13 protein-coding genes are annotated in these 14,475 nt (G+C 75.5%); 4 read left to right on the plus strand and 9 right to left on the minus strand.

The window, feature by feature from the left end; genetic code table 11:
* Nucleotides 1-44 precede the first annotated feature (44 nt).
* On the plus strand, nucleotides 45-1,922 hold the full coding sequence (locus tag LC193_RS07915) for an acyltransferase (RefSeq protein ID WP_226072866.1): 1,878 nt from the start codon (nucleotides 45-47) through the stop codon (nucleotides 1,920-1,922).
* Nucleotides 1,923-2,065: 143 nt separating this feature from the next.
* Here the strand turns inward: LC193_RS07915 and LC193_RS07920 are convergent, their stop codons facing one another.
* Nucleotides 2,066-3,361: an SGNH/GDSL hydrolase family protein gene (locus LC193_RS07920; protein ID WP_404819371.1), complete on the minus strand. Its 1,296-nt coding sequence runs from the start codon at nucleotides 3,359-3,361 to the stop codon at nucleotides 2,066-2,068.
* 319 nt (nucleotides 3,362-3,680) lie between these two features.
* Between LC193_RS07920 and LC193_RS07925 the strand changes: the two genes are divergently transcribed.
* Nucleotides 3,681-4,613 carry an alpha/beta hydrolase gene (locus LC193_RS07925; RefSeq protein ID WP_226072867.1) on the plus strand — a complete coding sequence of 311 codons (933 nt, stop codon included), beginning with the start codon at nucleotides 3,681-3,683 and terminating at the stop codon, nucleotides 4,611-4,613.
* On the opposite strand, the gene LC193_RS07930 is transcribed toward LC193_RS07925, so the two are convergent.
* Nucleotides 4,603-5,685 carry a helix-turn-helix domain-containing protein gene (locus LC193_RS07930; RefSeq protein ID WP_226072868.1) on the minus strand — a complete coding sequence of 361 codons (1,083 nt, stop codon included), beginning with the start codon at nucleotides 5,683-5,685 and terminating at the stop codon, nucleotides 4,603-4,605. The genes LC193_RS07925 and LC193_RS07930 overlap by 11 nt on opposite strands.
* 39 nt (nucleotides 5,686-5,724) lie before the next feature.
* Between LC193_RS07930 and LC193_RS07935 the strand changes: the two genes are divergently transcribed.
* On the plus strand, nucleotides 5,725-7,011 hold the full coding sequence (locus LC193_RS07935) for an extracellular catalytic domain type 1 short-chain-length polyhydroxyalkanoate depolymerase (RefSeq protein ID WP_226072871.1): 1,287 nt from the start codon (nucleotides 5,725-5,727) through the stop codon (nucleotides 7,009-7,011).
* Nucleotides 7,012-7,073: 62 nt separating this feature from the next.
* On the opposite strand, the gene LC193_RS07940 is transcribed toward LC193_RS07935, so the two are convergent.
* From LC193_RS07940 to LC193_RS07955, 4 genes are all read right to left on the minus strand, one after another.
* A complete protein-coding gene (locus LC193_RS07940; RefSeq protein ID WP_226072872.1) occupies nucleotides 7,074-7,607 on the minus strand; it encodes a VOC family protein in 534 nt (177 codons plus the stop codon).
* 105 nt (nucleotides 7,608-7,712) lie between these two features.
* Nucleotides 7,713-8,780, minus strand: a complete 1,068-nt coding sequence (locus LC193_RS07945) for a glucose 1-dehydrogenase (protein ID WP_226072874.1) — start codon at nucleotides 8,778-8,780, stop codon at nucleotides 7,713-7,715.
* A gap of 112 nt (nucleotides 8,781-8,892) precedes the next feature.
* Nucleotides 8,893-9,048 (minus strand): hypothetical protein, encoded by a 156-nt coding sequence (locus tag LC193_RS07950; protein WP_226072876.1) that lies wholly within the window; start codon nucleotides 9,046-9,048, stop codon nucleotides 8,893-8,895.
* A gap of 177 nt (nucleotides 9,049-9,225) precedes the next feature.
* Nucleotides 9,226-9,612 (minus strand): YunG family protein, encoded by a 387-nt coding sequence (locus LC193_RS07955; RefSeq protein WP_226072878.1) that lies wholly within the window; start codon nucleotides 9,610-9,612, stop codon nucleotides 9,226-9,228.
* A 123-nt stretch (nucleotides 9,613-9,735) separates the two neighbouring features.
* On the opposite strand from LC193_RS07955, the gene LC193_RS07960 reads away from it, so the two are divergent.
* Nucleotides 9,736-10,149, plus strand: coding sequence for a response regulator transcription factor (locus tag LC193_RS07960; protein WP_226072880.1), 414 nt, complete (start codon nucleotides 9,736-9,738; stop codon nucleotides 10,147-10,149).
* Nucleotides 10,150-10,196: 47 nt separating this feature from the next.
* On the opposite strand, the gene LC193_RS07965 is transcribed toward LC193_RS07960, so the two are convergent.
* From LC193_RS07965 to LC193_RS07975, 3 genes are all read right to left on the minus strand, one after another.
* A complete protein-coding gene (locus tag LC193_RS07965) occupies nucleotides 10,197-11,000 on the minus strand; it encodes a hypothetical protein (protein ID WP_226072883.1) in 804 nt (267 codons plus the stop codon).
* A 153-nt stretch (nucleotides 11,001-11,153) separates the two neighbouring features.
* On the minus strand, nucleotides 11,154-12,143 hold the full coding sequence (locus LC193_RS07970; protein WP_226072885.1) for a helix-turn-helix domain-containing protein: 990 nt from the start codon (nucleotides 12,141-12,143) through the stop codon (nucleotides 11,154-11,156).
* A 301-nt stretch (nucleotides 12,144-12,444) separates the two neighbouring features.
* Nucleotides 12,445-14,451, minus strand: a complete 2,007-nt coding sequence (locus LC193_RS07975) for a rhamnogalacturonan lyase (RefSeq protein ID WP_318842134.1) — start codon at nucleotides 14,449-14,451, stop codon at nucleotides 12,445-12,447.
* Between the last annotated feature and the right edge of the window lie 24 nt (nucleotides 14,452-14,475).

The raw sequence follows: 14,475 nt of genomic DNA on the forward strand, positions 1-14,475 counted from the left end.
CCCGGGAAGCACCGCGCACGACGAGCGACACATGGGACGGGACGATGGACGTGCACTCCGACGGCCGAAGCGGCGGCACCGCCGACAAGATCCCCGACAGCCTCCCCGACGACTCCCCCGACCATGTCCCCGGGGGCGACTCCGGTGACACCACGGGCGACCTCGCCCACGACAGCACCGAGAGCGGCCCCGGCGGCTCCGACAACGGCGTCCCGACCGACGACCCGAAGGCCCTCGACTACAACGGCTGGCTGTTCTGGCAGCGCGCCGACGAGGAGCAGCGAGCGGCCCAGCGCGAACGCCAGCGGGCGCTGACCGAGCAGTGCGGCGCCGAGATCGGCCCGCGCACCTTCCTCTCCCCGCTCGCCATGATCAGCCCGACCGTCCTGCGGATCGGCGCCGACTCCTACATCGCCGCGCACGCCTACGTGACCGGCACGCTGAACGCGGGGAACGACTGCACCGTCAACCCGTTCACCGTGGTCAGGGGCACCGTCACCCTGGGCAGCGGCGTGCGGATCGGCGCCCACGCCTCGATCCTCGGCTTCAACCACTCCATGGCGCCCGACCGGCCGGTCTTCCGCCAGCCGGTCACGGAACGGGGCATCACCATCGGGGACGACGTGTGGATCGGCTCGAACGCCGTCGTGGTGGACGGCGTCACGATCGGCTCGCACGCCGTCGTCGGCGCGGGCGCCGTGGTCACCCGGGACGTGCCCGAGTGGGCCGTCGTCGCAGGGAACCCGGCACGTTTCATACGCGACCGGCGCACGCCCAAGAGCGCGGCCCGTTCGGCACGCGCCGCCCTCGCCGACCGGCTGGCCGCGTTCGCCGAACGGGCCGCGGCCCAGGCGGACGCCGTCGTGGCACGCTGCTGGGAGCCGGCGGCGACCGCGCCCGACGGCACGGCCACCGGCCGATACGTGGACGCGCCCGGCGCGCCCGCGACCTTGCGCGCCCATGCCGACGCGGTCGAGATCACGTACCTGCTCGCCGGGCGGGCGCCCGTGCAGCTGCCCGTGGCCGACCACGTCAGGCGGCTGCGGCAGAACCAGGACCCCCGCACCGGGCTCACCCCGCCGCTCGACGCGGACGGCGGGCACGGTCCCGCGCCGACCGGGTTCGAGGACGGCGCCGCCCACTACCACGTGCTCAGCCTCGGCTACGCCCTCGACCTGCTCGGGTCCCGTTTCGAGTACCCCGTGGCCGCGGTGGCGCGCATGCTGCCCGAGGAGCTGATCGCGTTCGTCGACGGCCTGCCGTGGCAGCGGTCGGGCTGGGGGGCGGGGGCCGGGGTCGACACGATCGGCACCGCGCTGATGTGGAACCTGCGCCGCGGCCGGGAGCCGGCGGCGGGCGAACGGGCGGGCGTGGACGCGTTCTTCGGCCGCCTCCTCACCCACTGCCACCCCGACACCGGCATGTGGTCCCGGCCCAGGCCCGCCGACGGGCTGCTCCAGCCGGTCAACGGCTACTACCGCGCCACCCGCGGCTCGTTCGCGCAGTTCGGGCTGCCGGTCCCGCATCCGGAGCGCGCGATCGACACCGTGCTCCGGCACGCGGCCGACGCGCGGCACTTCGGGCCGGGCCGCAGCACGGCCTGCAACGTGCTCGACGTGGCGCACCCGCTGTGGCTGACCGGGCGGCAGACCTCCCACCGCGCGACGGAGGCCGAGGAGTGGGCGCTGGGCCAGATCGACGGCCTCATCGCCACCTGGACCGACGGCCAGGGCTTCCCGTTCCGCGTGCCGCCGCTGAGCGGCCCGTCCCACGCCGAGCACCGCCCGGGCCTCCAGGGCACCGAGATGTGGCTGGCCACGCTCTGGTACCTGGCCGACCTCGCGGGCCTCGCGGAATCGCTCGGCTACCGGCCGCGCGGCGTGCACCGCCCGGAACCCGCGGTCGACCTCGCGGCGCTGTAGGGACGCCCGTCAGCGGGAACGGCCCCGGCGGGAACGGCCGTCCGGGAGGGGCGGCCGTTCCGGCTGAGCGGCATCGGACGGCCGCCCGGGCGCGCGGACCGACGGCGCGCGCCCGGGCGTTCGCCCCGGTTCCCCGGCCGTGGTCAGCGCAGCAGCCGGGCCGGGACGGCATCGGCGAGCAGCCCGTAGCCGTACGGCGTGAGGTGCAGGTGGTCGCCGGTGTCGGCGGCGGGCAGCAGCCGGCCCGGCTCCGCCGGGTCGCGCACGGCCCGGTCGAAGTCGACCACCGCGTCGAACGTGCCGCTCTCGCGCACCCACGTGTTCACCGCCTGCCGCGTGGCCTCGCGCAGCCCGGCCGCGTCGTCGTACATGTCGTTCCCGCCGAACGGGGGCAGCGTCGCCCCGTACACGCGGATGCCCGCCGCGTGGGCGCGGGTGACGACCTGGTCGTAGGCGGCGAGCAGCTGGGCCTTGACCGCCGCCTGCGCCTCGGGGGTCGCCGCCGCCGTGCCGATGTCGTTGACGCCGTGAAAGACGATGAGCCATTCAACGCCGCTCTGCGCCAGCACGTCGCGGTCGAGGCGCGCGAGCAGGTTGGGTCCGAGCCCGTCGTTCAGCACCCGGTTGCCGCCGGCCGCCTGGTTGAGGATCGCCGTGCGGGCCGTGCCCGGCCTGGCGTTCAGGCGGTCGAACAACTGGTCGGGCCAGCGGTCGTTGCCGTTGGTCGTCGAGCCCCTGCCGTCGGTGAGCGAGTCGCCGACGACGACGGCCGCCGCGGTGGCGCGCGAGGCGCGCACCTCGACACCGCTCAGGAAGTACCAGTGGTCGGTGGGGGTGGCGCCCGGCAGGTCGCCGGCCGCGACGTGCTCGCCGGCCAGCAGGTGGGACGTGGTCCGCGAGCCCGGGTGCGAGGTGATGTCGTTGGACGCCTGCCCCTCGGCCAGGTAGGTCGTCACCGTCAGGTTGGCGCCGGACCGCACGGTGAACGGCAGTGGATCGGAGACCACCTGGGCGCCGACGGGCACCACGGTCGAGGGCGCGCCGTGGAAGGTGACCGGGCGCACGGAACCGGGTTCGACCGCGGCGGTCCCGGCCCGGCCGTCGCGCGGCAGGGCCACCGACACGGCGGTCAGGGGCAGCGGCGCGCCGCCGAAGGCGTTGGAGAAGCGCAGCCTGAGGTCGTCGCCGCCGACCGTCACGCGCACGGTCTGCCGCAGCGTCGCGTCCGCGAGGACGAGCCCGTCCCGGGTGAACGGCGCGGGCGGCATATTCCCCGGCTCGGTCAATTGCGGCATCGCGGTCCAGGTGTTCACCCAGTGCCGCACGCCGGCGCCCGGATTTCCCGTGCCCGACGCGCCGACGGCGGAAGAGGCGGCGAGAAGGGCGAATGCGAGAAATCCCGCGACGCCCAGTTGAAAGAACCACGGCTTTCTTTTCACGGCAACGCGCCCTTTCGTGGCACCGTCGGGGCAGCGGGCATCCCGGCACGTCGCCGCCGGTCGCACCGGCCCGGCACGGAAAAGAGAGGGAAGCACCACTGCGGCCTCGTGGAATGGCCATGACATTAGGGAAGCCTTTTGGGCGGGTCAAGTGCGCGGCGCGCCGAAAGATTTCCGAGCCCGGCGTCCCGGTGATTCGCACGCGCGCCCGCGACCGCCCGCGGAATTACCGTGAACGCGCCGCCCGTCGGGCCCCCGCGCCCAGGGCCCCGACACCCGTCTGCTGCCGCCCGCGGTCCCGGGCTGCCACGGTGTGCCCATGCCCTACCCCCTGGACCCCGAACTCGCCGCCGCCCTCGCGATGATGCCGGAGGTCGACATCTCCGACCTCGCGGCGGCGCGCGCCGCGCAGAAGGCCGAACTGTCCGCGCGGGCCGCCGCTGCCGACACCTCGGGCACGGTGGTGAAGGACGTCCGCGAGCCCGGCGTCGCGCTGCGCCTCTACCGGCCGGAACGGGCCGACGGACCACTGCCGTTGGTGTTCCGCGTGCACGGCGGCGGCTTCGTGCTCGGCGGCCCTGACGTCGACCACGAGACGAACCTGCGGCTGTGCCGCGCGCTGCCGGCCGTGATCGTCTCGCCCGACTACCGGCTCGCGCCCGAGCACCCGTTCCCCGCCGGCCTCGACGACTGCTATGCCGCGCTGCGCTGGGCCGCCGAGCACGCCTCGGGCCTCGGCTGCGACCCCGCCCGCGTCGCGGTGGCCGGGGACAGCGCGGGCGCCTGCCTCGCGACGGCCGTCGCGCTGCTCGCGCGGGACCGGGGCGGCCCGCGCATCGCGTTCCAGTACCTCGACAGCCCGGCGCTCGACGACCGGCTCGCCACGCCGAGCGCCCGCGCGTTCACCGACACGCCCGTGTGGAACCGGCGCAACGCGCGGCTGAGCTGGGCCGCGTACCTGGGCGACGGGGTGCCGGGCTCGCCCGGCGTGCCCGCCACCGCCGCCCCGGCCCGCGCGGACGCTGCCGCGCTCGCCGGCCTGCCGCCGGCGCACATCACCGTGATGGCGTTCGACCCGCTGCGGGACGAGGGCATCGACTACGCGCGGGCGCTGCTCACCGCGGGCGTGGCCGCGGAACTGCACCTGTTCCCCGGCACGTTCCACGGCGCGTCGCTGGTGCGGCACGCGGCCGTCGCGCGCCGGATGGCCGCCGAGGAGCTGGCCGTGCTGCGCCGGGCCCTCACGTGCTGACGGCGCCGCCCGCCGCGAGCCGCCAGGCGTGCAGGGCCAGTTGGGCGCGGAACCGGTCCCCGGGATCGCGCAGCCGCCAGCCGGCGGCCTCCTCGACCCGCGCCAGGCGCGCGGCCACCGAGCTGTGGTGCAGGTGCAGTTCGGCCGCGGCCCGGCGCAGCGACCCGGTGCGGCAGAACGCGGACAGCGCGGCGAGGTGCTGGGCCCCGCCGCCCGCCGCGACCTCCGCCAGGCGCGCCACCTCGGGCAGCGCGGCGAGCCGGGCCGCGGGCAGTTCGGCCAGCAGCGCGGCCGGGCCCAGTTCGTCGTGGCACGCGACCGCGTCGCCCGGCGGCCCCGCGGCCGTGAACCGGAGCGCGACGACGGCCTGTTCGAAGGACACGGCCGCGCGCGCCGCATCCGCCGCGCCGCCGACCCCCGCCCTGGTCCGGCCGCGCAGCGCCTCGCGCAGCGCGGCGGCCGGCGAGCCGCCCCCGGGGCGCTGCACCAGCGCCACGCCGTGCGCGCCGACCCGCGCCACGCGCACCGGCCCCGGCAGCGCGCCGCGGCCCAGCAGCGCGAGCGCGGCCACGTCCGGGTCCGCGGGCGCGGCCACCGCCACGACGCGCAGCGGCTCCTGCGGCGCGAGCCCGAGCAGCCGCAGCGCCCGCGCCCGGTCCGCGACGGCCTCGCGCGCGGACAGCGCCACCTCGACCAGAGCCGGGTCGGCCACGCGCAGGGGCCGCCCGACGGTGTGCGCGGCGATGGCCAGCCACTCGATGACCAGGTCGTCGAACGGGCCGGGACCGCCGGTCCTTTCGAGCCAGACGCACCCGGCGGGCCGCAACGCGGCCCGGCCGGAGACCCGTTCGGCCGGTCCCGCCGGGGCGGCGCCGTCAGGGTCCGAGCGGAACGTGCGCCCGTCGGGCAGTTCGAGCCCGGCCGGGCACTCCGCGAGACCGGCCGCCGACCGCACCAGCGCGGCGGGGTCGAGCCGGTCGGCCCCGAGCAGCGCCTGGAAGTGCGCGATCACGCGCACCGCCGCCGCCGCGTCGGCGTCGAGGGAGGAAAGGCGCAGCAGCAATCCCTTCACGAGCGCAAGTCTAGAAAAGTGAGCCGAAAGGACAAGAACATGTCCGTGAGAGGCGTGAAACGCGCGCGTGCGCTGTTCGCCGCCGTGGCCGGTGGCGTACTGCCGCTGCTGGCCGCCCTGTTGATGACCGCGCCGCCCGCGGCGGCGGCACAATTGACGGAAGTCACGAATTTCGGCAGCAATCCGAGCAATCTGCGGATGCACCTCTACGTGCCCGACAGCGTGCCGGCCAAGCCGGCCGTGGTCGTCGCCGTGCACTACTGCACCGGCTCGGGGCCCGCGTTCCACGCGAACACCGAATTCGCCTCGCTCGCCGACCGGTACGGCTTCGTCGTCGTCTACCCGTCGGCCACGCGCAGCGGCCAGTGCTTCGACGTGTCGTCTCCGCAGGCGCTGCGGCGCGGCGGCGGCAGCGACCCGGTCGGCATCATGTCCATGGTCGACCACGTGCTGCGCACCCGAGGCGGCGACCCGGAACGGGTTTTCGTCACCGGCGCCTCGTCGGGCGCGATGATGACGAACGTGCTCCTGGGCACCTATCCGGACGTGTTCCGAGCCGGGTCCGCGTTCATGGGCGTCCCGTTCGGCTGCTTCGCCACCACCGACGGGTCCGGCTGGAACAGCGCCTGCGCCAACGGCCAGATCAGCCGCACCCCGCAGGCGTGGGGCGACCTGGTGCGCGCCGCGCACCCGGGGCACAGCGGACCGAGGCCGCGCATGCAGGTGTGGCACGGCACCGAGGACAGCACGCTGCGCTACCCGAACTTCGGTGAGCAGATCAAGCAGTGGACGAACGTGCTGGGTGTCAGCCAGACCCCGGCGTTCACCGACCACCCGCAGTCCAACTGGACGCGCACCCGTTACGGCGGGACCGGCACCCAGGCGCCCGTGGAGGCCAACAGCCTCCAGGGCGTGGGCCACTCGCTGCCGGCCGGCGGGATGGCGGAGCGGGCGATCGCGTTCTTCGGCCTGACCGAACCGGACCCGCCGCCCGGCGGCGGCGACCCGGCCGCGTGCCGCGTCACGGCCACCACGAACGCGTGGAACACCGGCCTCACCACGTCCCTCACGGTCACCAACACCGGGACCGCGCCGGTCAGCGGCTGGTCGCTGCGCTTCACGCTGCCGGCGGGGCAGACGATCACCTCGGGCTGGAACGCCGCCTACGCACCCGCGAGCGGGACGGTGACGGCCACGGCGGCGGCGCACAACGCCACGATCGCGCCGGGCGCGAGCGTCGCCATCGGCTTCCAGGCGACGCACACCGGGGGCACCGCGCCGCCCACGGCGTTCGCGCTCAACGGCTCGGCCTGCGCCACCGGCTGACCCCGGGCCGCACGGGCGGGTGCCGCACGCCCGCCCGTGCGGCCGCCCGTGCGGGGGGCCGGTCAGCCGCCGTCCCCGGCGGGCCTTGGGCCACGGCCGTCGCGCCGGCCGCTCAGCTCGGCGTCGAGCGTCTCCCGGGCCATGCGCATCGACTCGGCGTACGCGGGCTCCCGCAGGCGCTGCCCCATCTGCTCCTCGGTGAGGTCCTCGACGTGGCTGGTGACCCACCAGATGTTGCCGAGGGGGTCCTTGACGCGCCCGCCGCGCCGCCCGAAGGCGTCGTCGGCCAGGGGCGTGACGACTCGGCCGCCCGCCACCACCGCGCGGGCGAACGCCTCCTCCGCGTCGCCGACGTACACGGTCAGCAGGCTCGGCGTGGCGGGCCAGTCGGGACGCCGGTCGAAGGCCGATACGACGGTGTCACCGATCCGGATCTCGCCGTGGCCGATCGAGCCGTCCTCGGTCCGCACCCGGCTCAGCTCCTCGCCGCCGAACGCCCGGGCGACGAAGTCGAGGAAGGCCCCGGTGTCGTCGGTGACGACCCAGGGCTCGACGGTGGTGCGGCCGGCCGGCGCGGGGTTCGTCGGTTCGGGCATCGTGGTCCTCCCAAGGGCGGTCGTGCGGCGTTGTCGGTGTGCTGGCCAACCCATCGAAATCGCACGCTCGTTCGATACCCAGGGTACCGGCCCGCGCCCTGGGGCTCACGCGGCGGACGGGTCGAGGTCGATGACGACCTTGACGTCCGCACCCGAACGGGCGGCGGCGTAGGCGTCCGCCGCGCGGTCCAGCGGGACGCGGCGCGTGATGACGCGCTCCAGCCACTCCTGGTCGGCGGCGGCGAGCGCGTCGGCGGCCTGCCGGAAGTGCCGGACGTTGGCGTTGACCGAGCCCACCACGGCCCGGTTCCCCAGGACCAGGTCCCGCCCCACGGCCCCCGCGTCCACCGTCAGGTCGCGGCCCGCGGGCGAGACACCGGTCAGGCACACGATCCCGTACGCGTCCGTGCCGGTCAGGACGCCGAGCACCAGCGGCCCCGCGCCCGTCGCCTCGATGACGACATCGGGGCGGACGGCCGCGAGCACGTCGGCGATCTCGCCGGTGTGGTACTCCGCGCCCAGGTCGCGGACCAGCGCGGGCTTCGGCCCGTCGGTCACCCGGTCGAGGACGTGCGTGGCGAGCCCGCGCCGCACCGAGAACAGGGCCGCGAGCACTCCGATCGGCCCCGCGCCCGTCACCAGCACCCGGCGCGGCTCGAACCAGGCCCGCGCGCCGACGCGTTCCACCTGCTCCCACGCCTTGGCCACCACGCTGCCCGGCTCCAGGAGCACCCCGCCGCGCGCCAGGCACGGGTCGAGCCGAACGGCGCACGACGGCTCGACGCACCACAGCTCGGCGGCGAACCCGTCGCGTTCCTTGATGCCGCGCTCGGTGTAGCGGCCGTTGCGGCACATGTCCGGCTGCCCGTGCGCGCACGCCCCGCACGGCTCCGGGTCGGGGTGGCGGACGACGCCCGCGACCAGGTCGCCAGGCGCGAACCCGCTGCCGTGCGGCGCGCGCCGCACCCGGCCGAGCGACTCGTGCCCGAGCACGAGCCGGTCGCGCCCCGGCGGCGCCCAGCCGTAGTCGCCCGCCACGATGTCGAGGTCCGTGCCGCACACACCGGCCGCGATGCCCTCGACCAGCAACTCCTCAGCACCGGGCGCGGGTTCGGGCACTTCGCACACCTCGACCGCGTCCTGCCGGCCGGGCCGCACGGTCACCGCGCGCATGTCCGTCCTCCTCTCATCGGCTCCGTGACGTCCTCGGGTTCCCCGGCTCCTCCCTGCGACGCGGCCCGCGCCGGTCGGGGCCGCAGGCCCGGCCCTCGGGGGGCGCGCGCCCTCACGCGCCGCGCCGGCGCCCGGCCGCCGTCAGGGCGACAGCGGCGGCCAGCGCCGCGGCGGCCGTGACCAGCGGGCCGTCGGCGCGGCGGGGCGCGGGGCGGGGCGCCGCGATGTCCTCGGGGCGCTCGGGGTGACCCGGGGGCCTGGCGGTCACCCACCCGCCGCAGGAACGCGTGCCCGACGCGTGCCTCGTTCCATCAGCCGGCTCCCCTGCCTCGCACCCGGACGCCCGAAACGTCCCTTGTGTCTTGGTAGCACGGGCGGGGCACCGCCGCCCGCCGGGAGAGGCGGGCGGGCGAACGAGGCGGCGGACGGGTCCGGGCGCAGGCCGTCAGGCGGCGGCCAGCCGCTGGAGCACGCGGTCGCGCAGCAGCTCGTACTCCTCGCGGAGCCTGACGATGGTGGGCGGCCTGGGTATGACGACGCCCTCGGTCACGATCTCGTCGGGCGCGAACTGCTCCCTCGTGAGATCGATCTCGACGCCCATCCCCAGCCTGTTCCACCAGTGGAAGTCCGTGCGCTGCCCGGCGACCCGGACCTCGCCGCGCAGGAGGTCGCCGCCCAGCAGGTCGTTGAGCACCATGGCGGTGACGCCGCACTGGTCGCGGGCCGGGTTGTCCGGAGTCCAGCGCGCCCGGTACTCGGGCGTGCAGGTGTCCGCGCCCCAACTGGCGCGGACCGCGCGCTCGACGTCGGCGAGAAGCAAGGGTGTCTGCATGCCGGGCATCCTCGCAGGGCCCACTGACAATCGCGGCCGGGTCGACGGGCGCACGCGGGCCGCGGGCCGATCACAACCCCGGGCTTCGGCGGTCGGGAGCGGCCGGTGAGCCGGGTGATGCCCGTGGCCGCGAGACCGGCGAGCGCGCCGACCGGCACCCCGGTGAAGACACCGCTGACGACGGCGAAGAAGCGGATGACCACCGTCTCGGCCGCGGGTCGAGACCGCTCAGGTTCCCGCCCGGCGACGGCGGGTCGTCGCCGAAGGCGCTGCCCCGGAGCACCTGGTGCCCGAGCGCGAGCAGTACGCCGTGGACCAGGCGAACGGGAGCCGGCCGTCCTGGTCCGGGTCGGGCACGGGGACACCAACGAGGAGATCGCCGCCGTCCCGCACATCAGCCCGGCGACCGCCCGCCCGGCGACCGCCCGCACCTACGTGCGCCGCGTCCTGGCGAAGCTGCACGCGCGGGACCGCACCGCGCTCGCCGTGCTCGCGCACAGGTCCGGCCTGGTCGGGCCGCACGGCCCGGCGCGCTGACGGGCGCGCCGTCCGCCGCGCGGCGCGGGGCGGCGAGCACGTGCTGGTCATGCGCGCCGTTCGCGCCCGGCGGAGCGCAGCACCGCCTTGACCGCCTTCGCGGTGGGCGCGATGAAGTCGTACACCACGTGCAACGCGCGGTCGCACTGCTGCCCCACGGCCGTCAGGTCGCGCGGGCGGCGGCTGCGGGAGCCGCGCCCCGAGGGGTCGACGAGGTCGAGTTCGTGCACGACCTGGTGCCTGGCGTTGAAGAAGTCCTGGTGCGTGCGCAGCACGTCGTCCGTCAGGGCGGGCCCGTCGATCCCCAAGGCGTCGCGGCAGCGCGCCAGGTGCTTCCAGCCCTGCACGCTCGCCCCGGTCAGGTCCTCGACGTACAGGTCGATCAGCGCCGCCCGCGGGTCGAGCGCGACGACGGCCTTCTTCGTCGGCCTGGTCAGCTCGCCCCCCAGGCGGTGCGTGAAGAAGTGCCGGGTGAACGCGCCGTGCGCGGGCCCGTCCTGGCTCAGCAGCGTGCCCAGGGCGTCCCGCAGCAGCGTGCGCAGGCACGCGTCGATGCCGGCCGCGGTGAACACGATCGCGGCCCGCGCCTGGTCCAGGTGAAGCTCCGATATCGCCCCGCGCGGATCGTCCTTGGCCGCCCGTGACTCGTTCAGCGCGTCGAACAGCCTGGCCACGGACTCGTGCGTGGCGCGGAACCGCGCCCAGCTCCGCTGCACCTCGGCCGGGCAGCCGTGCGGCTTGCGCGGGAGCCCGGACAGCTCGACCCGGGTCAGCTTCGACCTTCCGGAACGGCCCACGGCGGTGGACACGGTGACGACCTCCCTGCGTGCGGTCCGGAGCACTCCGGTCACCCGGCGCACGCGGAGTCTACGGCGCCCCCCTGACACCACCGGACGCGGGCGCGGCCCCGGGCGTTCGCGCCCCGTGCCACGCCCGGCGCGGAACGGCGCGTCACGGCCCGGCGCGGAACGGACCGGCGCGTCACAGCACGGCCCGCGGCCGCGTCAGCGCGTGCGCCGGGGATTGGAGCGGAGCACGTCCTCGCCCAGGGGCGTGAGGGTGTGCAGCACCCCGGCACCCGACCGCCGGGTGGCCACGAGCCGCGCGCCGCGCAGGGCGGTGACGTGGTGGCTCGTGGTGGAGTCCGCGATCCCGGCCCGCCGGGCCAGCGACGCGGTCGAGATGCCCTGGGCCTGGCCGATGGCGTACAGGAGCCCGGCCCTCGTCTCACCGAGCAGGGCGGCCAGCGCGCGGTCCTGCGGGTCGTCGCGGCCCGGCCAGGGAGCGCGCTCACGCATGGGGAAGACCACGACGTAGGGCGAACCCGCCTCGTCCATCACCGCGTTGGAGCGGGCGAAGAAGGACGGGACCAGGTGGAGCCCCTGGCCGTGCAGGCGGACGTCCCCGTCCATGTACTCGTGTGCCACGTGGAGCACCGGCGGCTCCCAGCGGATGGTGGGGTGCAGCTCCGCCAGCAGGGCGTCGAGGCCGTCGCGGGCCAGCGTGCGCACCAGGCCGGCCGCGGCCGAGTCGAACGCGGCCGTCAGGTGCTGCCCGAGCGGCTCGATGACGGCGCCGTGGTAGCCGCGGATCGCCTGTTCGAGGCGGCGCAGCGCCGGCGTCCTCCCGCGCCGCAGGTCGTCCGCCCAGGCCGCGGCGGTGCCGCGCCGGGCGGCGAACGGCCCCAGCTCGCGCGACAGGCGGGAGCGCGGGGTGCTCGTCACGGCATCGAGTGCCGTGCCCAGTTCTGGACTCGTGGTGAGAGGAGTCAGGAAGTCGGGGCAGGGTCCGCCGCCGGGAACGAGCGCGAGCAGCGGGTGCGCCGCCCTCGGCAGCCGCCTGGCCGCCCACCGCCCCCACCGGGCGGTCGCCGGGTCGCCGGCGGGCGACCGCAGCGTCCGCAGGCTGCGTTCGATCTCGCACAGCGGTTCCGCGCAGCGCGCGACCGTGACCCGCCGCAGGTCCGCGCCGCCCAGGTGGACGCGTACAGCCATGGCGCCTCCTCCGTGTCAAGGCATGCGACGACGGTCGAACAGCTCGTCGCGGGCGCGGTGCCCCACCATCATCGGGCTGTTCGTTCGCGGCGTCGAGCAGCGCGCGATACCCGCGGAACTCCTCGCCCCCAGCGAACTCACCGAATCCGTACGGGACTCATGGAAGGGACGAGGACGCACACGCCGGACGGGCGGGCGCCGTCGCCGCGCGGGGGACGGCGACGGCGCCGGCCGCATCGACCGGCGCCGTCCTGCGCCCACCGGCATGGACCGGTATGGACCGCCTGCTACGTGACGGGAATCAGTCGGTCACGTAGCGGATCGCGGGCCGCGGCGGCTCCGCCATGTCGGCGCCGATGTGGAACGACGGGTGCGGCGGCTGGTTGTAGGCGACGTTCTGCCAGGCGACGGCCAGCCGGTACTGCGGGTCGTGCATCAGGGTCCGCAGCCGCAGGTCGGTCTCCTCGGTCGTCGTGAACAGCCTCAGCGCCGACTCGTCCTGCGTCCGGTACAGCACCTCCTCGCGCCAGTCGCCGTACAGGTCGGCCTGGAGCACCGGGTTGCCCTTGGTCCAGTTGTTGCTGTACACGCCCTCCGGGTGGAACACCTCCTCCTGCACGCCGTTCTCCCAGTCCCACTTCGCCACGAACGGCGCCCCCGCCGGGTCGGCCGCCTCGTCGAAGGTGTGGTCGAGGATCTCGCGCAGCGGGTCGCCGTCCCACCAGATCATGTGGTTCGCCGACGGGATGTCCGTCCCGATCAACGTGCCGTCGGCCGCGCGCAGTTCGCCCTCGCGGGAGTTCCACGCGCCGGTGGCCGTGACGGCCCACCCCTCGGCGCCCGGGTGCCTGGGGTCGATGTCGCCCGCCGCGCCGCGCCCGGTGTCCCGCGTGGCCGGCATGCCGTACAGGACCTCGCCCGTGGCCGCGTCGCGGAACGTTCCGCCCAGGTTGCCCGAGGCCGACATGCTCTCGTGCGAGGCGAACACCTCAAGCCCCGGCCGGCTCGGGTCGAAGTCGGACACGTGCAGCGCGTCCCCGTGCCCGAGGCCGGTGTTGTACAGCGGCGTTCCGTCGTCGTCCACCGTCATCGAGCCGAACACGATCTCGTCCCGCCGGTCGCCGTCCACGTCCGCGACCGAGAGGCTGTGGGCGCCCTGCCCCTCGTACTCATCGCCCCACTCGTCGCTGTCGAACGTCCAGCGCGGGACGAGGGATTCGCCGTCGAAGTCGAACGCGGCGAGCACGCTGCGGGTGTAGTAGCCGCGCGAGAAGACCACGGAGGGCTGCTCCCCGTCCAGGTACGCGACCCCGGCCAGGAAACGGTCACCGCGGTTGCCGTAGCAGTCGCCCCACGAGCAGATGTCACCGCGCCCCGGCACATAGTCGACCGTATCGATCGCCGCGCCCGTCCTGCCGTCGAACACGGTCAGGAACTCGGGGCCTTCGAGCACGTAGCCGCTCGCGTTGCGGTGGTCGGCGTCCGGGTCACCGATCACGGTGCCCTCGCCGTCCACCGTCCCGTCAGCGGTCTTCAGCACGACCTCGGCACGGCCGTCGCTGTTCAGGTCGTAGACCATGGGCTGGCTGTAGTGGGCCCCGGCCCGGATGTTGGGCCCGAGGTCGATGCGCCACAACTGCCGGCCGTCCAGCGTGTAGGCGTCGAGGATGACGTTGCCCGTGTATCCGGAACGGGAGTTGTCCTGCGCGTTGCTCGGCTCCCACTTCTGCACGATCTCGTAGGTGCCGTCGCCGTCGAGGTCGCCGACGCTCGCGTCGTTCAGGTGGTAGGTGTACTCCTGCCCGGTCGGGGTCGTGCCACCGGCCGGGCGGTTGACGGGGATGTCGCGGTACTGCTGCTCCCAGACGCCGAACTCGTCGGTCCACTGCGGGGGCTGGCCGCCGCCGACCGTCCTGATCCGGTAGACCGAGTCGGCGTCGCCGTGGCGGTCGGTGAGGCTGGTGGTGTCGCGCAGCGGGGCGCGGTTGACGCGTTCGCCGTCGCGGTAGACGTGGAAGGCGATGTTGTCCTTGTCCAGGCCCAGCATGCGCCAGGACACGAAGACCCCGTCGTCCGTGAGCACGGCGACCGGGGCGCGGTCGAGGTCTTCCATGGCGCGCACGGGCCCGCGGCCGTGGCCGCCCTGGGCCTCGGCCGCGCCGGGCGCGGCGGCCGAGGCCGGGCCAGGCAGCGCCACCGCGGCGGCGGCGCAGACGGCCAGGCCCGCGAGCAGCGTCCGGTGCCGGGCCGACCCGGCGCGCGCGGCCCGGCCGCGCGGGGTTCCTGCGGTGGTGGCTCTCCTGCTCATCCGGTGCTCCTTTGCTTGTCCGGC

Source organism: Streptomyces marincola (assembly GCF_020410765.1).
Classification (GTDB): domain Bacteria; phylum Actinomycetota; class Actinomycetes; order Streptomycetales; family Streptomycetaceae; genus Streptomyces; species Streptomyces marincola.

What these genes read in the sequence shown, in the direction of transcription:
- LC193_RS07940 (WP_226072872.1), bottom strand. Translation starts at nt 7,607, where the DNA reads ATGCCCGAACCGACGAACCCCGCGCCGGCCGGCCGCACCACCGTCGAG.
- LC193_RS07945 (WP_226072874.1), bottom strand. Translation starts at nt 8,780, where the DNA reads ATGCGCGCGGTGACCGTGCGGCCCGGCCGGCAGGACGCGGTCGAGGTG.
- LC193_RS07925 (WP_226072867.1), top strand. Translation starts at nt 3,681, where the DNA reads ATGCCCTACCCCCTGGACCCCGAACTCGCCGCCGCCCTCGCGATGATG.
- LC193_RS07975 (WP_318842134.1), bottom strand. Translation starts at nt 14,451, where the DNA reads ATGAGCAGGAGAGCCACCACCGCAGGAACCCCGCGCGGCCGGGCCGCG.
- LC193_RS07970 (WP_226072885.1), bottom strand. Translation starts at nt 12,143, where the DNA reads ATGGCTGTACGCGTCCACCTGGGCGGCGCGGACCTGCGGCGGGTCACG.
- LC193_RS07915 (WP_226072866.1), top strand. Translation starts at nt 45, where the DNA reads ATGGACGTGCACTCCGACGGCCGAAGCGGCGGCACCGCCGACAAGATC.
- LC193_RS07955 (WP_226072878.1), bottom strand. Translation starts at nt 9,612, where the DNA reads ATGCAGACACCCTTGCTTCTCGCCGACGTCGAGCGCGCGGTCCGCGCC.
- LC193_RS07935 (WP_226072871.1), top strand. Translation starts at nt 5,725, where the DNA reads ATGTCCGTGAGAGGCGTGAAACGCGCGCGTGCGCTGTTCGCCGCCGTG.